The organism is Agromyces sp. Leaf222 (assembly GCF_001421565.1).
In the GTDB taxonomy this organism is placed as follows: domain Bacteria; phylum Actinomycetota; class Actinomycetes; order Actinomycetales; family Microbacteriaceae; genus Agromyces.
This window is the reverse complement of the sequence record NZ_LMKQ01000001.1, coordinates 1,119,103-1,140,726: the sequence shown is the minus strand read 5'-3', so window position 1 is coordinate 1,140,726 and position 21,624 is coordinate 1,119,103. Positions and strand designations below refer to the sequence as shown.

16 protein-coding genes are annotated in these 21,624 nt (G+C 71.7%); 11 read left to right on the top strand and 5 right to left on the bottom strand.

Translation table 11 applies throughout. The annotated features are described in order from the left end of the window. Positions 1–100 precede the first annotated feature (100 nt). From ASE68_RS04985 to ASE68_RS04975, 3 genes are all read right to left on the bottom strand, one after another. Positions 101–973 carry a phosphatase PAP2 family protein gene (locus tag ASE68_RS04985; protein WP_235480765.1) on the bottom strand — a complete coding sequence of 291 codons (873 nt, stop codon included), beginning with the start codon at positions 971–973 and terminating at the stop codon, positions 101–103. Between the two features lie 309 nt (positions 974–1,282). Further along, positions 1,283–2,557 carry a multidrug effflux MFS transporter gene (locus ASE68_RS04980; protein ID WP_055855731.1) on the bottom strand — a complete coding sequence of 425 codons (1,275 nt, stop codon included), beginning with the start codon at positions 2,555–2,557 and terminating at the stop codon, positions 1,283–1,285. 309 nt (positions 2,558–2,866) lie between these two features. Beyond that, on the bottom strand, positions 2,867–4,612 hold the full coding sequence (locus ASE68_RS04975) for an FAD-binding protein (RefSeq protein ID WP_082462017.1): 1,746 nt from the start codon (positions 4,610–4,612) through the stop codon (positions 2,867–2,869). A gap of 55 nt (positions 4,613–4,667) precedes the next feature. On the opposite strand from ASE68_RS04975, the gene ASE68_RS04970 reads away from it, so the two are divergent. Then, positions 4,668–5,252 carry a TetR/AcrR family transcriptional regulator gene (locus ASE68_RS04970; protein ID WP_235480764.1) on the top strand — a complete coding sequence of 195 codons (585 nt, stop codon included), beginning with the start codon at positions 4,668–4,670 and terminating at the stop codon, positions 5,250–5,252. Between the two features lie 141 nt (positions 5,253–5,393). On the opposite strand, the gene ASE68_RS04965 is transcribed toward ASE68_RS04970, so the two are convergent. Next, positions 5,394–6,569 (bottom strand): ROK family transcriptional regulator, encoded by a 1,176-nt coding sequence (locus tag ASE68_RS04965; RefSeq protein ID WP_157421550.1) that lies wholly within the window; start codon positions 6,567–6,569, stop codon positions 5,394–5,396. 135 nt (positions 6,570–6,704) lie between these two features. Between ASE68_RS04965 and ASE68_RS04960 the strand changes: the two genes are divergently transcribed. From ASE68_RS04960 to ASE68_RS20510, 5 genes are read left to right on the top strand one after another with little or no spacing between them, the layout of a single operon-like run. Beyond that, complete coding sequence (locus tag ASE68_RS04960) at positions 6,705–8,000, top strand: extracellular solute-binding protein (protein ID WP_157421549.1); 1,296 nt, start codon at positions 6,705–6,707, stop codon at positions 7,998–8,000. 13 nt (positions 8,001–8,013) lie between these two features. Continuing rightward, positions 8,014–9,054 carry a carbohydrate ABC transporter permease gene (locus ASE68_RS04955; RefSeq protein WP_055855725.1) on the top strand — a complete coding sequence of 347 codons (1,041 nt, stop codon included), beginning with the start codon at positions 8,014–8,016 and terminating at the stop codon, positions 9,052–9,054. Further along, entirely contained in the window at positions 9,051–9,920 is an 870-nt protein-coding gene (locus ASE68_RS04950) for a carbohydrate ABC transporter permease (RefSeq protein WP_055855722.1), read from the top strand. Before ASE68_RS04955 ends, ASE68_RS04950 begins: the two co-directional genes overlap by 4 nt. Beyond that, positions 9,917–12,328: a glycoside hydrolase family 3 N-terminal domain-containing protein gene (locus ASE68_RS04945; protein WP_055855719.1), complete on the top strand. Its 2,412-nt coding sequence runs from the start codon at positions 9,917–9,919 to the stop codon at positions 12,326–12,328. Before ASE68_RS04950 ends, ASE68_RS04945 begins: the two co-directional genes overlap by 4 nt. Then, the gene (locus ASE68_RS20510) at positions 12,328–14,049 is read left to right on the top strand and encodes a glycoside hydrolase family 43 protein (RefSeq protein ID WP_055855717.1); all 1,722 of its coding nucleotides are present in this window, start codon (positions 12,328–12,330) and stop codon (positions 14,047–14,049) included. Before ASE68_RS04945 ends, ASE68_RS20510 begins: the two co-directional genes overlap by 1 nt. A gap of 80 nt (positions 14,050–14,129) precedes the next feature. Here ASE68_RS20510 and ASE68_RS04935 read toward each other — a convergent pair whose 3' ends face one another. Next, on the bottom strand, positions 14,130–15,164 hold the full coding sequence (locus tag ASE68_RS04935; RefSeq protein ID WP_235480763.1) for a LacI family DNA-binding transcriptional regulator: 1,035 nt from the start codon (positions 15,162–15,164) through the stop codon (positions 14,130–14,132). Between the two features lie 113 nt (positions 15,165–15,277). Between ASE68_RS04935 and xylA the strand changes: the two genes are divergently transcribed. The 5 genes from xylA to ASE68_RS04910 all read left to right on the top strand — a co-directional run bounded on the left by xylA (position 15,278) and on the right by ASE68_RS04910 (position 21,498). Continuing rightward, the gene (gene xylA, locus ASE68_RS04930) at positions 15,278–16,468 is read left to right on the top strand and encodes a xylose isomerase (RefSeq protein WP_055855710.1); all 1,191 of its coding nucleotides are present in this window, start codon (positions 15,278–15,280) and stop codon (positions 16,466–16,468) included. A gap of 111 nt (positions 16,469–16,579) precedes the next feature. Continuing rightward, a complete protein-coding gene (locus tag ASE68_RS04925) occupies positions 16,580–17,974 on the top strand; it encodes a xylulokinase (protein ID WP_055855708.1) in 1,395 nt (464 codons plus the stop codon). Between the two features lie 293 nt (positions 17,975–18,267). Beyond that, the gene (locus tag ASE68_RS04920; protein WP_055855706.1) at positions 18,268–19,329 is read left to right on the top strand and encodes a sugar ABC transporter substrate-binding protein; all 1,062 of its coding nucleotides are present in this window, start codon (positions 18,268–18,270) and stop codon (positions 19,327–19,329) included. A 124-nt stretch (positions 19,330–19,453) separates the two neighbouring features. Next, complete coding sequence (locus ASE68_RS04915; RefSeq protein WP_055855702.1) at positions 19,454–20,206, top strand: ATP-binding cassette domain-containing protein; 753 nt, start codon at positions 19,454–19,456, stop codon at positions 20,204–20,206. Beyond that, positions 20,203–21,498: a sugar ABC transporter permease gene (locus tag ASE68_RS04910; RefSeq protein ID WP_082462015.1), complete on the top strand. Its 1,296-nt coding sequence runs from the start codon at positions 20,203–20,205 to the stop codon at positions 21,496–21,498. The genes ASE68_RS04915 and ASE68_RS04910 overlap by 4 nt, the downstream gene beginning before the upstream one ends. The last annotated feature ends 126 nt before the right edge of the window (positions 21,499–21,624 follow it).

Here is a 21,624-nt window from a genome sequence, read left to right as displayed (position 1 = left end):
ACTCTACAACGTTGTATCCCAGTACTGGCGCAGAAGCTCGTCGGCGACCGGTTCGACGGGCGGTGCCGGCGGCGTCACGTGCGCGAGCGGTGCGGCCGCGTCACGTGCGCGGGTGCGCCGGCGGCGTCACGTGCTCCTGTGCGAAGGCGGCGTTCCGTTCGGAGATCACCGCGAGCCTTCGGAGCCGCTCCCGCTCCATCGGCACCGCGAACACCGCCCACAGCAGCAGGGCCGCGCCGGCACCGACGAGCGCGCCGCCGATCGTGTCGGTGAGCCAGTGCACGCCGAGGTAGGTGCGGCTGATCGCCATGAGCACGGTGTAGATCACCCCGCACACCCAGACCCAGACCCGCGGAAAAATGATGCCGAGCGCGACGGCGATGGTCGCCGCGTTCGCGACGTGCCCCGACGGGAACGAGCCGAAGTCGCTCGTGACCATCATGTCCTCGGGGCGAGGCCGCCCCAGCAGGCCTTTCAGCACCTGCACCACGAGCGCGCTCGCCGCCGAGGCCGCGACGAAGTACAGCGCAGCCCACGGCCGCCGCAGCACCAGCAAGGCGATCGCGATCGCCAAGGGAACGACGATCACGCCCACGATGCCACCGCCCAACGTGTTCATGAAGAGGGCGAACGCGTCGGCCCACGCCGAGTGGGTCTCGAGCAGCTCGACCGACCATTCCTCGTCGATGCCGAGCGGCAGCCCGCTCGCGCGCACGGCGATGACCACGCCGAGCAGGGCTCCGAGCACCACGGCGATGCCCCCCGCGATCAGCGGCACCCTGCGGCCCATGCGGTGCACGCGCGCGGCGCGCTGATGCGGCACGAGGTCGTCGGACGTTGCCGCGGTCGCATCGGGGCGCCCGGCCGGCTGGGCGGCGGCGGCGCGCTCGGCGTCGTTCGCCGCGTCCGGCGCCGCGGCGGGCTCTGCGCCGCGCTCGGCGGCGTCGTCAGGCGGCTCGGCAGGCACGGTCATGGCCCAACGCTATCGAGGCGACGGATGCCACGGCGCGCGGCACGCGGCATCCGTCGGCGCCCGGTCGGGCCGCCTCGCTGCGCGCATGCGGTCGTGCAGGGGTGCGGAGGTCGCCGGTGCGAGGCCGCCCCGGACCGCCCATGACGCAACTCCGGATGTCGGTGGCGGCCCGCCGGGACGATCGGGTCGACACGCGGGCGGCCGCCACCGACATCCGGAGTTCGGTTGCGGGCGCGAACCCGGATGCGACCCCCGGAAGCGGACGGAGGCCATGGCGAGCGGGGGCGAAGCAGGCCAGGACCGACCGTGTCAGTCGCTGAGCGGCGGAACCGTCTTCGGCCGCACCAGGAACCAGAGCGCGGCGATCGCGACGGCGGCTGCGCCGATCTGCACGATCGCCATGGGCACGGCGCTGCCGACGCCCATGAGGCCGATGAGCGGCGAGATGAGGCCCGCGAGGCCGAAGTTCAGCGCACCGAGCAGCGACGCCGCCGTACCGGCCTCTGCGCCGTGGTGCGCGAGCGCGAGCACCTGCACGGCGGGGAACGAGAAGCCGCAGGCGAGGATGTAGATCCACAGCGGGATCGCCGTGCCCCAGAACCCGGCGCCCGACGAGTCGAGCACCATGATCGCGACCGCCATTGCGAGGTGCACGATCGTCGTGATCGCGAGGATCCACTGCGGCGCAACGCGCCCGCGCATGAGCCGCGAGCTCGTCTGCACGCCGATGATGACGCCGACCGAGTTCACGGCGAAGAGGATGCCGTACTGCTGCGCCGTGAAGGCGTAGACCTCCTGGAACAGGAACGACGACGTCGAGAGGTAGCCGAAGAGGCCGGTGAAGGTCATGCCGCCGATGATCGCCGCGCCCAGGTACACGCGGTCGCGGAAGAGCGCCGCGTAGCGGTCGCGCAGGCTCGAGTGGCCGGCCACGTGACGTCGCGACTCCGGCAGGGTCTCGATGATGAGGAACGCGACCGCGAGCACCACGACGACGCCGTAGATCGCGAGCACGACGAAGATGCCGCGCCAGTCCATGACGTTCAGCAGCTGCGAGCCGATGACCGGCGCGAGCACGGGTGCGAGGCCGTTCACGAGCGCGAGGCGCGAGAGCATGCGCACGAGCGGCTTGCCGCCGAACAGGTCGCGCACCATGGCCATCGCGACGACGCCGCCGGCCGCGGCGCCGAAGCCCTGCAGCAGGCGGAAGGCGCTGAGCCACACGATGTCGGGCGCGAAGGCCGCCCCCACGGAGGCCGCGATGTGCAGCATCGTCGCGAGGATGAGCGGGAGGCGGCGGCCGACCTTGTCGCTCCACGGGCCGACGATGAGCTGGCCGAGGCCGAAGCCGACCATGGTTCCCGTGAGGGTGAGCTGCACCGCCGCGGCGGAGACGCCGAGCTCGTCCTGCAGCACGGGGAACGCGGGCAGGTAGAGGTCGATCGTGAAGGGCCCGAGCGCGGTGAGGGCACCGAGCACGAGCACGTAGACGAGGCGCTGGCGGCGACTCAGGAGGTCGCCGGGGTGGGCGGGAACCTCGTAGTCGGACGGGCGGAGGATCGGGATGGAGGCGGTTGATGACATGCGGGTGTCCAGGCGTGCTCGAGTGCGGCGGCGCACGCCCTCGGACGCCGGGAGACAGGAAACGGCGCCCCGTAGGGCGCCGTCGTGGTGCGATCCGGCCCCGCGACGGGCTCGAATCGATTCGACTGTCGTCAAGTGTACCCGAGGCCCCCTCCTCGGCCGCAAGTACGAGTCGCATTCGGTTTTCACGGATGCCGCGGCCGGCCGTCTCGTGTCGAACGGACCGCCGCCGGACGGACCGAGCGGATGCCGCGACGCGCCGTCGCGGCATCCGCTCACCGGATCTTCGGGGTCACCGCCCCCTCGCGGTCAGGCGGCCGGCACCTCGACGGCCGCCGCCTCGCCGGCCGCCGTCTCGCCGGTGGCCGCGCCGGTCGCCGACGCCCCACCCGCCACCGCCCCGGCCCCGAGCCCGGCTGCATGCACGGCCGCGAGGTATCCGAACACCGCGGCCGGCCCGATGGTCGAGCCAGGTCCGGGATAGGTGCGCCCCATGACCGAGGCCGTGGTGTTGCCCGCGGCGTAGAGGCCCTCGATGGCCTCGCCCTCGACGTCGAGCACGCGCGCATGCTCATCGGTGAGGAGACCGCCCTTGGTGCCGAGGTCGCCGGGCACGAGCTGCACCGCGGTGAACGGGCCACGCTCGAGCGCGGCGAGGTTGGGGTTCGGCTTGACCCGCGGGTCGCTGTAGTAGCGGTCGTACGCGGTGTTCCCCCGACCGAAGTCGAGGTCGACGCCGCCGCGGGCCATGCCGTTGAACCGCTCGATCGTCGCGCGGAAGGTGGCCGCGTCGACCCCCATCTTCGCGCCCAGCTCGTCGAGCGTGTCCGCCTTCACGACGACGCCCTGCTCGACGAGCGCCTTGCCGCCCATGAGCAGCGCGCCGAACATGTAGCGCTGACGGTGCCGCTTCTCGACGACGAGCCACGACGGGTTCGCCGGCGAGACCTGGTTGCGCTCGAGCAGGTGGTGGCCGAAGTCGATGTAGCTCTCGGACTCGTTGAGGTAGCGCGCACCCGACTGGTCCACCACGAGGCTGAACGGGTCCGAGCGCTCATTGAGCACGAACTGGGCCTGCTTGCCCGGGATCGGCACCGAGGCGCCCCACCACGCGTCGTCCATGAGGGCGACGTCGGCGCCGGCCTCGACGCCCGCCTCGATCGCCGTGCCGAGGTCGCCCTCGGCCGCCGACGTGTAGCCGGGGATGCCGTGGTACCGCTCGCGCCAGGCGGTGTTCGCCGCGAACCCGCCCGCGCCGAGGATGACGCCGTGCCTCGCGCGGATGCGCAGCACGCCGTCGGGCGTCGCCACGACGGCGCCGACGACCCGGCCGGCGTCGTCCTTCACGAGCTCGGTCAGGGGCGAGCCGAGCAGGATCTCGACGCCCTGCTCCTTCGCGATGCAGCCGAGCTGCAGCATGAGTCCGCCGCCGAACCCGTAGAGCTTCTTTCCGGCGATGAGCCCGCCGAGGGTGCGGAACACGAACCGGGCGCCGCGCACGAATCCCGAGAAGCTCGACCAGGCGCGCATCAGCAGCCACACGTCGTCGGTCTGCATCGGCGCCGGGATCGAGTCGCCCGTGCGCGAGGTCGCGCGCCAGTCGCCGAGCTTGCGCGCGTCGAACGGCTTGGACTCGATGCCGCGCCCGATCTTGCCGCCCGGCCGGTCGGGGTAGTAGTCGGGGTAGTCCTTGGCGACCGCCCACCGCACGCCGAGCTGCTCGAGCCGGGTGACGAGCTCGGGAATGGTGTCGACGAACGCCTCGCGACGGGCCTGCGAGCTCGCCGGGCCGATGGCCTCGACCGGGCCGATGGCCGACTCGAGGTAGGTGAGCGCCTCGGCACGCGAATCGGCGATGCCCCTGCGCTTCATGACGGGGTTGTTCGGCATCCACAGTCCACCGCCGCTGCGCATGGTCGTGCCGCCCCAGCGGTCGGTGCTCTCGACGATGAGCGTCGACATGCCGCGGTCGGCGGCGGTGATCGCGGCGGTCATGCCCGCGGCGCCGGTGCCGGCGACGAGCACGTCGACCTCGCGGTCCCAGGATCCGGTCATTGCTTCCTCCTCCTACCGGACATCGTTGTCCGGTAACGGTTGTACGCTAACACCCGTGCTGGATTCAGGGAAGGGCGAGACCACGCCCACGAAGGCCAACCGCGGCCCGGGCGCCGGCCCCGAGAACCGTCGCGCGATCATCGCCGCGGCGCGCGAGATCTACGCGGAGGCCGGCCTCCAGACGCCGTTCAGCGCCGTCGCGAAGCGAGCGGGGGTCGGCCAGGGCAGCCTCTACCGGCACTTCCCCGACCGCGTCGAGCTCGCCCTCGCGGTGTTCGACGAGAACTTCGACGCGCTCGAGGCATCCGTCGCCGCGCCCGACACGACGCTCGACGGGCTGATCGACGACATCATCGACCTCGCGGCCGTCTCGACCGCGCTCATCGACCTCATCTGGCAGCACCAGCACGAGGAGCGCGTCGCGCACCTGACCACGCGACTGGCCGCCATCGTCGGCACCGTCGTGACCCGCGAGCGCCTGGCCGGCCGGCTCGGCGACCACGTCACCGACGACGACGTGCTGCTCGCGATCACGATGCTCGCCGACCTGCTCGCCAGGGCGGATGCCACGGAGCGCCGCCCGATCGCCGACCGGGCGTGGGCGATCTTCCGCAGGTCGTTCGCACCGGCGCGCGACTGAACCCCGGGCGGCTTGCCGCCGCGCCGCGTCGCGCGAGATGACGACTTCGGGCGGTCGACAGGGCGTGACGACCGCCGAGACTTGTCCTCTCGCGCTCAGGTCGGGCCGGCCGGGTCGGCACCGCCCGCCGCGCCGGCGGCGTCAGCCGACGAGCGGGTCGGCCAGCAGCTCGGCGAAGGCGAGTTCGGCGGCGCCGATGAGCAGCCGGTTCTCGCCCAGCTCGGCGACGCGGAGGTCGAGCCCTTCGGATGCCACGGGCAGCGCCTGTGCGGCGACGGCCGCCTCGAGCGCCTCGGGGTTCCACTCCGCGAGGGTGGCGAGGAACCCGCCGAGCACGATGAGCGACGGGTTCAGCACGTTGATGGCATTGCCGAGGGCCGTCGCGAGGATGCGCTGCTGCCTGGCGAGCTCGTCGGCGACGGCCGGGTCGTCGGATGCCTCGAGCAGGCCGGCGAGCGTCGGCTCGTCGGCGCTCGCACGGCCGACGACCTCGAGCAGTCGTGCGCGGCTGACCTCGTCTTCGAGCACGCCGTCGGGGGCGCGCCGGTCGCCCTCGCGCGAGATGCCCGGACGGTTCTGCCCGAACTCCCCCGCGTAGCCCCGGGCGCCGCCGACGAGCCGGCCCTCGACGACGAGGCCGCCGCCGATGCCGCTCGCGCCGCCGTTGAGGTACACGAGGTCGTCGACGCCTCGCCCGGCGCCGAAGAGGTGCTCCGCCCTGGCGCCGAGCGTCGCGTCGTTGGCGACGTGCGTCGGCAGGCCGGTGGCGGCCTCGACGAGCGCACGCACCGGGGCATCCGTCCACTCGAGGTGCGGCGCCCAGCGCACGAGCCCGTCGGCGTGGCGCACCTGGCCGGGCACCGCCAGGCCGGCGCCGATGAGCCGCACGTCGGCGAGTTCGGCGCGGCGCCAGCGCGCGATGGCCGCGGCCACGAGGTCGGCGGTCTCGTCGGGCGTCACGAGGTGGTCGACCTCGATGCGTTCTCGCACGACGATGCGGGCGTTCAGGCCGACGGCGGCGACCGTCACGGCGTCGACCTCGGGGTTGACGGCGATCGCCTGCACGCGCGGGTGCACGGCGACGACGGGCGACGGTCGGCCGACGCGCTTCGTGGGGTCGGGCGCCCGCTCCTCGACGAGGCCGAGGTCGACGAGCTCGGTGGCGAGGGCGGCGACCGTCGACCGGTTGAGTCCGGTCTCGGCGGTCAGTCGGGCACGCGACAACGGCCCCTCGAGATGCGCGAGTGCGAGAAGTTTCGAGAGGTTTCGACGATGCACGCCGTCGAAGGTTCCGAGTCGATCGACCACGGAGGCCACTCTATGTTCCCGCGCGCCGCCGTTGCGGGCGGCACGCGGTATTTGTTGCTCTTGACGGCAAATCCCCTCCGGGTTAGAGTTCCATCGTCCAGATCACTTTCGGCGTTGAGGCCGAAACTTTCGAGAGGTTCGATGATGAACAGACGACGCATGGGCAGGGTCACCGCCATCAGCGCCGCAGCAGCACTGGCCATGGGCGCCCTGGCCGGCTGCAGCGCCGGCAGCGACGACTCCGGCGACGGAGAGGTCACCCTGTCCTTCTGGCACAACTCCACCACCGGCGACGGCAAGGCCTACTGGGCGGCGACCGCCGCCGACTTCGAGGCCGAGCACCCCGGCGTGAAGATCGAGATCCAGGCGATCCAGAACGAGGACATGGACGGCAAGCTCCAGACCGCCCTCAACTCGGGTGACGCCCCCGACATCTTCATGGCCCGAGGCGGCGGCAAGCTCGCCGCGGTCGTCGAGGCCGGCCAGGCGCAGGATCTCAGCTCCGCGCTCTCCGACGACACGAAGGCGGTCCTCGGCGAGGGCTCGCTCTCCGCCTTCACCGTCGACGACAAGCTCTACGGCGTGCCGTCCTCCGTGCTGCCCGGCGGCATCTACTACAGCAAGGACCTCTTCGAGGAGGCCGGCATCACCGAGACGCCGACCACGTTCGACGAGCTCGGCGACGCCGTCGACAAGCTGAAGGCCGCCGGCATCGATCCGATCGCGCTCGGCGCGAAGGACGCCTGGCCCGCCGCCCACTGGTTCTACTTCTTCGCCCTCCGCGAGTGCGGCCAGGACGTCATCACGGGCCTCACCGACGACCCGAGCTTCTCCGACGAGTGCTGGCTGCGCGCGGGCGAGGACCTCGCGGACTTCGCGGGCATCGAGCCGTTCAACCAGGGCTTCCTGACCACGACCGCCCAACAGGGCGCCGGATCCTCCGCCGGCCTCGTGGCGAACCACAAGGCCGCGATGGAGCTCATGGGCGCCTGGGATCCCGGAGTGATCGCCTCGCTCACGCCCGACGAGAAGCCCCTGCCCGACCTCGGCTGGTTCCCGTTCCCCGCGGTCGACGGCGGCGACGGCGCAGCCGGTGCCCTGATGGGCGGCGTCGACGGCTTCTCGTGCTACGTCGATGCGCCGAAGGAGTGCGGCGAGTTCCTCGAGTTCGCCTCGCAGAAGGAGTACCAGGAGGGCTACGCGAACGCATTCGTCACCCTCCCCGCCAACAAGGACGCCCAGGGCGTCGTCACCGACCCCGCCCTGCAGGAGGTGCTCGCCGCCGTGAACGAGGCCCCCTACGTCTCGGTCTGGCTCGACACCCTGCTCGGCCAGAACGTCGGCAACGCGCTGAACGTCGGCGTCGTGGACCTGCTGGCAGGCAAGGGCTCGCCCCAGGGCATCGTCGACGCGGTCGACGACGCGATCAAGAAGGGCTGAGGCCGAGCACATCATGAGCGTTCGCACCCACTCACCCGCCGACGGGCGAGTCGAGGCGGACGACGTCACGGCCGGGGGCGGTTCGCCGTCCCCGGCCACCGGCCGGGTCGCCGCGACGTCGTCCCGCCCCGGACGTCGTCGCCCCCGCAGAGACCACCTGAAGACCATCGAGATCGCGGTGCTCGTCGGGCCCGCCCTGCTCGTCTTCCTGGCCTTCGTCATCTTCCCGGTCGTCATGGCCGGCTACTACGGGTTCTTCCGGTGGAAGGGCTTCGGGCCGCCCACCGACTTCATCGGCCTGCAGAACTACGTCACGATCTTCCAGGACCCGTCGTTCCACGAGGCGCTCTGGCACAACGCGATCATCGTCGTGATGTCGCTGGTGCTGCAGGGCCCGCTGGCCCTCCTGCTCGCACTGCTCCTGAACCGCCCCATGCGCGGGCAGTCCGCGATCCGCGTGCTCATCTTCGTGCCGTACGTCATCGCCGAGGTCGTCGTCGGAACGGGCTGGAGCCTGATGCTGCAGAGCGAGGGCGCCCTGAACGGACTCCTCGAGAAGATCGGGCTCGGCGCCTTCACGCAGGACTGGCTCGCCGATCCGAACATCGCCATCTGGACCCTGCTCGGCATCATCACCTGGAAGTACATCGGCTTCGCCGTGATCCTCTTCCTCGCCGGCCTGCAGGGCATCCCCCAGGAGCTCACCGAGGCCGCCCAGATCGACGGCGCCTCCTACTGGCAGATCCAGCGTCGCATCACGCTGCCCCTGCTCGGCCCGACCCTGCGCATCTGGGCGTTCCTGTCGATCATCGGCTCCCTGCAGCTCTTCGACCTCGTCTACATCATCTGGGGCCAGTACGTCGCCTCGACCGCGGGCACCTCGACGATGGCGACCTACATGGTCGCGAACGGGCGGAACGCCGGCAACTACGGCTACGGCAACGCCGTCGCCGTCGTGCTGTTCCTCATCTCGCTCGTCGTCGCCCTCGTCTACCAGCGCTTCGTGCTCCGCCGCGACACGGCGGGCGCCCTCACCGAACGGAATGACCGATGACCGCATCGATCGCCATCCCCCGGCCCCCGCGGCCACGGCAGAGCGGCAAGCTGCCATGGGGCAGCCCCGCCATCTACTTCGTCGGCTTCGTGGTCGTCTCCCTCATGCTCGCGCCGATCGCGTACATCATCATCGGCGGCTTCCGCACGAACTCGCAGATCACGACCGACCCCTCCGCGCTGCCCGCGCCGTGGGTGTTCACGAACTACGCCGACGTGCTCGTCAGCACCACGTTCTGGGGCGAGGTGCTGAACTCCACGGTCGCCGCGGTCGTGACCACCGTGGGCGTGGTCGCCCTCGGCCTCATGGCGAGCTACGTGCTCGCCCGCTACCGCTTCAAGGCCCGCGGCGTGCTCTACGCGGTGTTCGCCGCGGGGCTGATGTTCCCGATGACCGTGGCCATCACGCCGCTGTACCTCGTGGTGCGCAACCTCGGCCTGATGAACTCGCTCGGCGGCATCATCCTGCCGCAGATCGCGTTCGCCTTGCCGACGACGATCATCATCCTCGTGCCGTTCCTGCGGGCGATCCCCGACGAGATCGAGGAGGCCGCCTCGATCGACGGGTGCTCGCGCCTCGGGTTCTTCTGGCGCATGGTGCTGCCGCTCGCGCTGCCCGGCGTCATCACGGTCGGCATCCTCGCGTTCATCGCGAGCTGGAACAGCTACATCCTGCCGCTGTTCATCCTGAACAACGAGGCGTCGTTCACGCTGCCCCTCGGCGTGCAGGCGTTCGCCTCGCAGTACTCCGTCGACACGGCGAAGGTGCTCGCCTTCACCTCACTGTCGATGATCCCGGCCCTCGTGTTCTTCAGCATCTTCGAGCGTCGCATCGTCGGCGGCCTCACGGGAGCGGTGAAGGGATGAGCGCGCACGAGGACACGACGGTGACGGATGCCGCGGGTGCCGTCTGGCACGATGTCACGCGTCCGATCGGGGACCGGGTCGAGGCGCTCATCGCCGAGCTCGACCTCGACGAGAAGATCGCCCAGCTCTACGGCGTCTGGGTCGGCGCCTCGGCGGAAGGACTCGACGTCGCCCCGAACCAGCACGAGATGAGCGGCGACGTCGACCTCGACGAACTGCTGCCGAAGGGCCTCGGGCAGTTGACGCGTCCGTTCGGCACGGCACCCGTCGACCCGGGTCTCGGGGCCCTGTCGCTCGCGCGAACCCAGCGCCGCATCGTCGCCGAGAGCCGCCTGGGCATCCCGGCCCTCGCCCACGAGGAGTGCCTCGCCGGGTTCGCGACCTGGGGTGCGACCGCCTACCCGGTGCCCCTGTCGTGGGCGGCGACCTTCGACCCCGAGCTCGTCGAGCGGATGTCGCGGCGCATCGGCGACGACCTGCGCCGGGTCGGCGTGCACCAGGGGCTCGCTCCGGTGCTCGACGTCGTGCGCGATGCCCGCTGGGGCCGCGTCGAGGAGACGATGGGCGAGGATCCGTTCCTCGTCGGCACGATCGGGGCGGCCTACGTGCGCGGCCTCGAATCAGCCGGCGTCGTCGCGACGCTCAAGCACTTCGTCGGATACTCGGCGTCGAAGGCCGGCCGCAACCTCGCCCCGGTCTCGGTCGGGCCGCGCGAGCTGGCCGACGTGCTGCTGCCGCCGTTCGAGACGGTGCTCCGCGAGGGGCGCCCGCGATCGGTCATGAACGCGTACACCGACCTCGACGGCGTGCCGACGGCGGCCGACGCGGCCCTGCTCACCGACCTCCTGCGCGACACGTGGGGCTTCGCCGGCACGGTCGTGGCCGACTACTTCTCGGTCGCGTTCCTGCAGACGCTGCACGGCACCGCCGGTTCGCTGGCGGATGCCGCGGCTGCGGCGCTCGTCGCGGGCATCGACGTCGAACTGCCGACCGTGCACGCCTTCGGGGCACCGCTCGTGCAGGCGGTCGCCGACGGACGGCTCGACGAGGCGGTGCTCGATCGCGCGCTGCGTCGGGTGCTCGCGCAGAAGGCCGAGCTCGGCCTGCTCGACGCCGACTGGGATCCGACGCCGGCCGCGCTCGCCGGCCTCGCCGACGACCCAGACGCGGTGCGCGGGGCGATCGACCTCGATCCCCCGGCGAACCGTGCGCTCGCGTCGGAGGTGGCCGAGCGGGCCGTCGTGCTGCTGCGCAACGACGGCACGCTGCCGCTCACCGGCGGCAGCCGCACGGCCCCGGCCCGCATCGCGGTCATCGGCCCGACGGGCGACGACCGGTTCGCCGTGCTCGGCTGCTACGCGTTCCCGACGCACGTGGGCGTGCACCATCCGGAATCCGGCGACGGCATCGAGCTCGCGACGCTCGTCGAGTCGCTGCGAGCCGAGTTCCCCGGCGCCGACGTCGAGTTCACCGCGGGAACGAGCATCTCGGGCGGCGAGACCGACGGGTTCGCCGCGGCGGTCGCCGCGGCATCCGGGGCCGACGTGGTCGTGCTCGCCCTCGGCGACCGGGCCGGGCTCTTCGGGCGCGGCACGAGCGGCGAGGGCTGCGACGCCGAGACGCTCGCGCTGCCCGGCGCCCAGGCGCAACTGCTCGAGGCGGTGCTCGACGCCGGAACCCCGACGATCGTCGCCCTGCTCGCCGGCCGGCCGTACACGCTCGGCAGCGCACCCGAGCGCGCGGCGGGCATCGTCGCGGCGTTCTTCGCCGGCGAGGAGGGCACCCGGGCCGTGGCCGGCGTGCTGAGCGGTCGCATCGCACCGAGCGGCCGACTGCCGGTCTCGATGCCCGCCTCGGCCGGCGTGCACCCGTCGACCTACCTGGCATCCAAGCTCGCACGCCGCAACACGGTCTCGAGCATCGACCCGACGCCGCGGTATCCGTTCGGCCACGGCCTGACCTACACGGAGTTCGAATGGACCGACCTCGTCGGCGATGCGCCGACGGTCGACATCGGCAGCGAGGTCGGCGTGGGCCTGCGGGTGCGCAACTCCGGCGAGCGCGCCGGCGTCGAGGTCGTGCAGCTCTACCTGCACGACCCGGTGGCCTCGGTCGTGCAGCCGGTGCAGCGCCTCATCGGGTTCGCCCGGGTCGAGCTCCCCGCCGGCGCAGCCGCCGACATCCGCTTCACCGTGCCGACCGACCTCGCGTCGTTCACCGGGCGCGACGGCGTGCGCATCGTCGAACCCGGGGCGCTCGTGCTGAGCGCCGGCCGCTCGAGCGGCGACCTGGCGTCGGCGCACGAGGTCGAGCTGACCGGCCGGGTGCAGGTCGTCGACCACACCCGGCGCCTCCGGCCGGCGGTCGCGATCACGGCCGCTCGGGCGGCTGCGGACGTCGCGGGCTGATGGCGCTCGCCCGCAACCCGGTGCTGCCCGGCTGCCACCCGGATCCGAGCGTGTGCCGGGTCGGCGAGGAGTTCTTCGTCGTCACGTCGAGCTTCGAGCTGTTCCCCGGCCTCCCGGTGCACCGGTCGCGCGACCTGGTGCACTGGGAGCTCGTGGGCCACGCGATCCACCGCGAGACGCAGGTCGACCTCTCCGGCGTGCGTTCGAGCGGCGGGCTCTTCGCGCCCACGATCCGGCACCACGACGGTCGCTTCCTCGTGGCGTGCACGCTCGTCGGCGGCACGGGCCGCTCGGGCAGCTTCGTCGTGACGGCGACCGACGCAGCCGGGCCGTGGTCGGATCCCGTGTGGGTCGAGGAGGCGGAGGGCATCGACCCGTCGATCCTCGTCGACCGCGCCGGCCGCGCCTGGTGGAGCGGCACTCGGCTCGCCGACCCTCCGGCGTGGCCAGAGCAGACCGAGGTATGGGTGCGCGAGCTCGACCTCGAGACCCTGCAGCTCGTCGGCGAGGAGCGGGTCGTCTGGAACGGCGCGCTCACGGGCGCGGTCTGGGCCGAGGGCCCGCACCTTTACGACCTCGGCGACCGCGACGGCGACACCTCCGCCGACATCGCTTCCGGCGGCGGCATCCTGCTCCTCGCGAGCGAGGGCGGCACCGAACGCCATCACGCCGTGAGCGTCGCCATGGCCGATTCCCCGCTCGGCGAGTACCGCGGCAACCCCGGCAACCCCGTGCTCACGCACCGGCACCTCGGGGCGTCCGCGCCCGTCGCGAACGTCGGCCATGCCGATCTCTTCGACGACGGCCGGGGCGGCTGGTGGATCACCGCACTCGCGACCCGCCGGGTCGACGGCCGCGACGCCCTGCAGGCGAGGGAGACCTGGCTCGCACCCGTGGCCTGGGAGCACGGCTGGCCCGTCCTCGCGCCGGGGCTCGGTCGGCTGACCGACACGGTCGACGTACCGTGGGCGGATGCCGCGGGCGAGTCGTCGGTCGCAGGCGAGCGTGCCGAACGGTCGCTGTCCGGCCTCCTCGACGAGGCCGTGCACCCCGAGCTCGCGCTCGTGCGCACCGCCCCGGACCGCCCCCGCGTCACCGTGGATCGCGCCGCCGACGCAGTGCGCCTGCATCCGTCGTCCCGGTCGCTCTCGGAGACCGCGCCGCACGCCGTGCTCGCCTGGCGGCTGGAGGAGATGCGTGCGACCCTGTCGGCCTCGGTCGCCGTGTCGTCGCACCCGGCGTCCGGCGCGGACACTGCGAGCGCGGACACTGCGAGCGCGGACACCGCGAGCGGCGACGCCTCCAGCGGCGACAGCTCCAGCGGCGACACCTCCACCGGCGCCGCGAGCGGCGGACTCGTGCTGCGCCTCAGCGACGCGCGGTTCGTCACCCTGGCGCTGCGGCGAGCGATCGGCGGCGAGGCCGCGGCATCCGACGTGCGCATCGAACTCGCACGCCACGTCGACGGGGTCGACGAGGTGATCGCCGTCGCCGTGCCGCCCGCCGGAACGGGCGACGGCGAGGTTGCGCTCGTGCTCGAGGTCGACGGGTTCACGTGCCGGGCGAGCGTCGACGGGGTCGGGCTCGGCGATGCCGACCTCGCCGCGCTGAGTCCGAGCGAGGGCGGCGGCTTCTTCGGCGTGCTCGCGGGCGCGTTCGCGGTCGGCGCGCCGACGACGATCGCGACGTTCTCGGACCTCCGGCTCGCCCACCACGCCTGACGGGCGGATCGGCGCACAGGCCGGCCCGCGCACAGGCGGGCCCGCGCGCAGGCGGGCCCGCGCCTCGCTGGAGCTTCGGGTCAGCCGCGCGGCGGCGCCGTGCTCTCGCGCACGATGAGGTTGGTCGCGAGGTCCATGCGCGGCGTGACCTCTGGGTGCTGCTCGCCGCTCAGGCGAATAGCGAGGCGCGCCGCCTCCTCGCCCATGCGCCGCAGCGGTTGGTGCACGGTCGTGAGCGGCGGACTCACCCACGGCGCGAGCGTGATGTCGTCGTAGCCGACGATCGAGAGGTCCTCGGGCACCGACAGGCCCGCCTCGCGCGCCGCGTCGAGCGTGCCGAGCGCCTGGAGGTCGCTGCCGGCGAAGATCGCGGTCGGCCGCTGCTCCGGCGGGAGGGCGAGCACGGCTCTGGCATGGTCGCGCCCGCCGCCGACCTCGAAGGTGCCGAAGTGGATCCATGCCGGGTCGATGGGCAGCCCGGCGGAGTTCATCGCGCTGCGGTAGCCGTCGAGCCGTGCGAGCGAGCACATCATGTCCTCCGGCCCGGTGATCGCGGCGATGCGGCGATGGCCGAGCTCGATCAGGTGCCGCGTGGCGGCGAGCCCGCCCGACCAGTTCGCCGAGCCCACGCTCGGCACGTCGGGCGACGGGTCGCCCGCCGGGTCGACGATCACGTACGAGATCGCCCGCGCTCGCAGGCGCTCGCGGTACTCGGGCGAGAGCTCCGAGAAGACGAGCACGACGCCGACCGGACGGCGACGGATGACCCCGTCGATCCACTCGGGGTCCGGTGCGTGGCGGTCGCCGCTGACGGTGAGCACGACGCTCAGGCCGTGCTCCTTGGCCACGGCCTCGACGCCGCCGATGAGCTCCATCGACCAGATCGGGTCGAGGCCGTGGAAGACGAGCTCGAGCAGTTCGGGCCTGGACTCCGACCGGCCGACGCCGCGGCGCACGTATCCCCGCTCCTGCAGCACGCGCTCGACCCGCTCCCGGGTCGGCCGCGACACGTCGGTGCGTCCGTTCAGCACCTTCGAGATCGTGGAGAGGCTCGCACCGGTCGCCTCGGCGATCTCGGCGAGGGTGACTCGGTCGCCTGAGGCATCCGTCTTCATGTTTCGAAGCATAGACGCGAAAGTTGCGGGACACGAGACTTGCGCCGGATGCACGGCCGGGTTTATGTTGTACGTGCCAACAAATCATCGAAGACGCTGAAAGGCGGATCTCCATGGCCAGCGCGCCCACCCGCGACGACAAGTTCTCCTTCGGCCTCTGGACGGTCGGGTACAACGGCACCGACCCGTTCGGCGGCCCCACCCGCGAGCCCCTCGACGTCGTGCACGCCGTCGAGAAGCTCGCCGAGCTCGGCGCCTACGGCCTCACGTTCCACGACGACGACCTGTTCGCCTTCGGCTCGAGCGATGCCGAACGCCAGAACCAGATCGACCGCCTGAAGGGCGCCCTCGACGACACCGGGCTCATCATCCCGATGGTCACCACCAACCTCTTCAGCGCACCCGTCTTCAAGGACGGCGGCTTCACCGCCAACGACCGCGACGTGCGCCGCTTCGCCCTGCGCAAGGTGTTCCGCCAGCTCGACCTCGGCGCCGAGCTCGGCGCGAAGACGTTCGTCATGTGGGGCGGCCGCGAAGGCGCGGAGTACGACTCCGCGAAGGACATCCGGCAGGCCCTCGAGCGCTACCGCGAGGCCGTGAACCTGCTCGGCGACTACGTCACCGACAAGGGCTACGACATCAAGTTCGCGATCGAGCCGAAGCCCAACGAGCCCCGCGGCGACATCCTGCTCCCGACCCTCGGCCACGCGATCGCGTTCATCGACTCGCTCGAGCGCCCCGAGCTCGTCGGCCTCAACCCCGAGGTCGGCCACGAGCAGATGGCCGGCCTGAACTTCGCCGCCGGCATCGCCCAGGCGTTGTACCACGGCAAGCTCTTCCACATCGACCTCAACGGCCAGCGCGGCATCAAGTACGACCAGGACCTCGTGTTCGGCCACGGCGACCTGCACAACGCGTTCGCGCTCGTCGACCTGCTCGAGAACGGCGGCCCCGGCGGCGTGCCCGCCTACGAGGGCCCCCGCCACTTCGACTACAAGCCCTCGCGCACCGAAGACGAGAAGGGCGTGTGGGAGTCGGCTGCGGCGAACATGCGCACCTACCTCCTGCTCAAGGAGCGCGCCGCGGCCTTCCGCGCCGACCCCGAGGTGCAGGAGGCGCTCGAGGCCGCGAAGGTCTTCGAGCTGACGACCCCGACGCTCAACCCGGGCGAGACCTACGACGAGTTCCTCGCCGACCGCTCGGCCTACGAGGACTTCGACGCCGACGCGTACCTCGGCGGCAAGGGCGGCGGCTTCGTGCGCCTGCAGCAGCTCGCGACCGAGCACCTGCTGGGCGCCCGCTAGGCCGGAATCGGCACAAGCCACCCCTGCGCCGCGTTCGACGACACGGCGCAGGGGTTTTCCCATACCTGCACCACACCCATACCTGCACCACAGACGAGAAAGGGGCGGGCCGTGACGCTCGTCGCAGGGGTCGACTCATCGACCCAGTCATGCAAGATCGTGATCCGGGATGCCGCGACGGGGGCGCTCGTGCGCTCGGGTCGCGCGCCGCATCCCGACGGCACCGAGGTCGACCCGTCGGCCTGGTGGGGCGCCCTGCTCTCCGCGATCGGCGACGCGGGCGGGCTCGACGGCGTCGAGGCGATCTCGGTCGGCGGGCAGCAGCACGGCATGGTCGTGCTCGACGCCGAGGGCCGCGTCATCCGCGACGCCCTGCTCTGGAACGACACGCGTTCGGCGCAGGCCGCGTTCGACCTCATCGACGAGGTCGGCGCCGAGGAGTACGCGAAGCGCACGGGCGTCGTGCCGGTCGCCTCGTTCACCGCGACGAAGCTGCGCTGGCTACGCGACGCCGAGCCCGAGTCCGCGGCGCGCGTCGCCGCGGTGGCCCTTCCCCACGACTGGCTGACCTGGCGCCTGCGCGGCTACGGTCCGCTGGGCGAGTCGCCGCTCGGCCCCGTGCTCGACGAGCTCACGACCGACCGCTCCGACGCGAGCGGCACGGCGTACTGGGGCCCGGCCGGCTACGACCGCGACCTCCTCGTGCGCGCGCTCGGGCACGACGCGATCCTCCCCCGCGTGCTCGGGCCGTCGGATGCCGCGGGGCGCACGCCCGACGGCATCCTCGTCGGCGCCGGGGCGGGCGACAACGCCGCCGCCGCACTCGGGCTCGACGCGGCGCCCGGTGACGTCGTCGTCTCGATCGGCACGAGCGGCACGGTCTTCGCGGTGACGGATGCCGCCATCGCCGACGCCTCGGGCACGGTCGCCGGGTTCGCCGACGCGGCGGGCGGGTTCCTCCCGCTCGTGGCCACGCTCAACGCCGCTCGCGTGCTCGACGCCTTCGCCCGCGTGCTCGGCGTCGACCACGACGGACTCGGGCGGCTCGCGCTCGAGGCCGAGCCCGCGGCATCCGGTGCCGTGCTCGTGCCGTACTTCGAGGGCGAGCGCACGCCGAACCTGCCGAACGCGACGGCGCACCTCGACGGGTTGAGCCTCGCGAGCATGACGCGCCCGAACCTCGCGCGCGCCGCGATCGAGGGCATGCTCTGCGGGCTCGCCGACGGCCTCGAGGCCGTCGAGCGCCTCGGCGTCGCCGTCGACCGGGTGCTGCTCATCGGCGGCGCCGCGCAGAATCCCGCCGTGCGGGCGGTCGCCGCGCAGGTGTTCGATGCGCCGGTCGTGATCCCGGCGCCGGGCGAGTACGTCGCCGACGGAGCGGCACGACAGGCCGCATGGGCGCTCTCGGGCACCCGTCCGGCCTGGCCGATCGAGCTCGCGGCGAGCCCGTCGGGTGACCACCGGCCGCTGATCCGCGAGCAGTACGCGCGGGTCTCCGGGCGCTGAATCGATTCGACTCCGAAGAATGTTCGGCCGCCGCTGCGGCACCGTTTCGGGCCTGCGGCGGCGGCCGTCCGGTTCATGTGACAGTCCCATGCGCCGACCCGCGCGGACGGGCCGATCGGCAACCGATTTCCCGTTTCCGTGTGACGTGTCACATCCGGAATCGCGTTACTCGATCGTTATCAGCGGGCGGCTCCGCATTGCTTACAGGGTCGTAAGTTTCGTCATGCCGATGTCAGTGCAGACACCGGCGGATGTGAATGTCCTGCACACTCACCAGTCAGAAGGGGAGAACGATGAAGAAGACTTCATTGATCTCGATCACAGCCCTCGCCGGAGCATCGATGCTGTTGCTCGCAGGGTGTTCCAGCAGCGGAGGCGACGGCGGAAGCTCCGACGAAGCCACCGCGACCCGCGCCTGCGTCATCCTGCCCGATGCCGCGTCCTCGCCCCGTTGGGAGAACGGCGACCGTCCAGCGCTCGAGACCGCGATCACCGACGCCGGCTTCGAGGCCGACATCCAGAACGCCCAGGGCGACACCAGCAAGTACGCCACGATCGCCGACCAGCAGCTCAGCAAGGGCTGCGGCGTCATGCTCCTCGTCGACTACAACGGCGCAGCCGTCGCCGTCGCAGCGAAGGCCAAGGAGCAGGGCATCCCCGTCATCGCCTACGACCGTCCCATCGAGGGCGCCGACTACTACGTCTCGTTCGACAACGAGCAGGTCGGAGCGCTCGAGGGCCAGTCGGTCCTCGACGGCCTCGAGGCGGCCGGCAAGGACCCGAAGACCGCGGTCGTGGTCTACATGGGCGGCGACCCCGCCGACGGCAACGCGAAGATGTTCCACGACGGCGCTGTGAGCGTCATGGAGCCGGCCGGCATCAAGCCCGCCCAGGAGCCCGCGGGCGTCTGGGACGGCGACAAGTCGGCGACCAACTTCGAGCAGGCCCTGACCGCCCTCGGTGGCAAGGTCGACGCCGTCTGGGTCGCCAACGACACCAACGCCGCCGGCGTCATCACGATCCTCGACAAGAACGGCCTCACCGTTCCCGTCTCGGGTCAGGACGCCTCGATCGCCGGGCTGCAGAACGTGCTCCTCGGCAAGCAGACCGCCACGGTCTACAAGCCGTTCGCACTCGAGGCCGACGCGGCATCCGAACTCGCCATCCAGCTCCTGAACGGCGAGACCCCCTCGGTCGACAAGAAGCTCGACGACGGCACCCCCTACATCGCCGTGACGCCCGTGCTGGTCGGACCCGACGACGTGCAGACCGTGGTCGACGACGGCAACGCCGACGCCGCCGAGATCTGCACCGCCGAGGTCGCCGACGCCTGCGCCGCACACGGCGTGGGCTAGTCGGACTCGTTCCGACACCGGTCGACGGGAGGCTCCGGGGCGAATGCTCGCCCCGGAGCCTCCCGCTCCCGCGCATGAGAAGAACTCCCCGGGACAGCGCTGTTCCCCAGAGAAAGGAACCGGCATGGACATGCCGATCATCGAGCTGAAGGGGGTTGTGAAGAGCTTCGGCCCCGTCGATGTACTGAAGGGCGTGAACTTCGCGGCATACCCCGGAAAGATCACCGCCCTCGTCGGCGACAACGGCGCCGGCAAGTCGACGCTCATCAAGGGCCTCGCGGGCGTGCAGCCCTACGACGGCGGTGAAGTGCTCTTCAACGGCGAGCCGGTCAACCTGCACACCCCGCGCGAAGCCGGCCACCTCGGCATCGAGGTCGTCTACCAGGACCTCGCGCTCTGCGACAACCTCGACATCGTGCAGAACATGTTCCTCGGCCGCGAGGAGCTCTCGGCCGGCACCTTCGACGAGGGCGTCATGGAACGCGAGGCCGCCGAGACCCTGCGCCAGCTCTCGGTGCGCACCGTCAAGTCGGTTCGTCAGAAGGTCTCGTCGCTCTCGGGCGGCCAGCGCCAGACCGTGGCGATCGCCCGTTCGGTGCTGAAGAAGGCCAAGGTCGTCATCCTCGACGAACCGACCGCCGCACTCGGCGTCGCCCAGACCGCCCAGGTGCTCGCGCTCGTGAAGCGCCTCGCCGAGCAGGGCGTCTCGGTCGTCATCATCAGCCACAACCTCGTCGACGTCTTCGAGGTCGCCGACTACATCAGCGTGCTCTACCTCGGCCAGATGGTCGCCTCGGTGAAGACGAGCGAGACCACGAACGAAGACGTCATCGGCTACATCACGGGCGCCAAGACCTACGAGGGAGAGCGCGCATGAGCGGCCAGAAGACCGGCGCGCCGGCCCCCGATTCGACGAGCGCGCTCTCGGCGCTCAGCACCGAGCAGCTCATCGGCAGCGGCCAGGAGGGCGGCCTGGGCGACCAGGTGCGCGCCTACGTGCAGCGGGTGCGCAGCGGCGAGATGGGCGCACTGCCCGCGGTCGCCGGCTTCGTGGTGCTCAGCATCCTGTTCACGATCCTCAGCCCCTACTTCTTCACCGAGCGCAACTTCGCGAACCTCCTCACGCAGGCCGCGACACTCGTGATGCTCGGCATGGCGCTCGTGTTCGTGCTGCTGCTCGGCGAGATCGACCTCTCGGCCGGCGTGACGGCGGGCCTGACGATGGTCATCTTCGTCGTGCTCATCGCCGTCGTGAACCTGAACTGGATCCTCGCGCTCGCGATCGCGTTCCTCACCGGCATCGCGATCGGCACGTTCATCGGCTTCTTCGTGGCGAAGGTGGGCATTCCATCGTTCGTCGTGACCCTCGGCCTGTTCCTCGGGTTCCAGGGGCTCGAGCTGATCATCATCGGCGCCGGCGGCCTGTACCGCGTCGAGACGCCCGAGATCCTCGCGATCCAGAACAGCACGATGCCGCCGTGGGCGGGCTGGGTCATGATCCTCGTCATGCTCGGCATCTCGGCGACGATGTCCTTCATCGACCGATCGCGTCGCACGCGAGCAGGGGTGCCGAACCGCACGATCTCGCTCGTGTGGGCGAAGCTCATCGCGATCGCGGTGCTCGGCGGCATCGTCGTGTTCATCCTCAACCAGAACCGCGGCACCGGGTTCAAGGCCATCGAGGGCGTGCCGATCGTCGTGCCCATCACGCTCGCGATCCTCTGGCTCGGCACCTTCGTGCTCGACCGCACGAAGTTCGGCCGCTACATCTACGCGGTCGGCGGCAACGCCGAGGCCGCGCGTCGTTCGGGCGTCAAGGTCGCCATGATCCGCTGGTGCGCGTTCATCGTGTGCTCTTCGCTCGCGGTCGTCGCGGGCCTGTTCAGCATCAGCAAGGTCGGCTCGGTGGATGCCGCAGCCGGGCGCGAGATCGTGCTGAGCGGTGTGGCGGCGGCCGTCGTCGGCGGCGTCAGCCTGTTCGGCGGACGCGGGCGCCTCATCCACGCGGCGATCGGCGCGCTCGTGATCGCCGTGATCACGAACGGACTCGGCCTGCTGAACCTCCCGGCCGGCGTCAACTACGCCGTCACCGGCGGCGTGCTGATCCTCGCGGCCACGGTCGACGCGGTCTCCCGCAAGCGCGCGGGCGGCTCGATCCTGCGCACCTGACCTCCGGGTTCCCGAGGCGGACGGGCCCGTGCACCTGGTGCACGGGCCCGTCCGTCGTTCCGGGCGGGCGCGGGCGTTCCGGGCGGGTGCCGGCGGTCCGGGCGCGGGCTGCGCGGTGGCGGGACG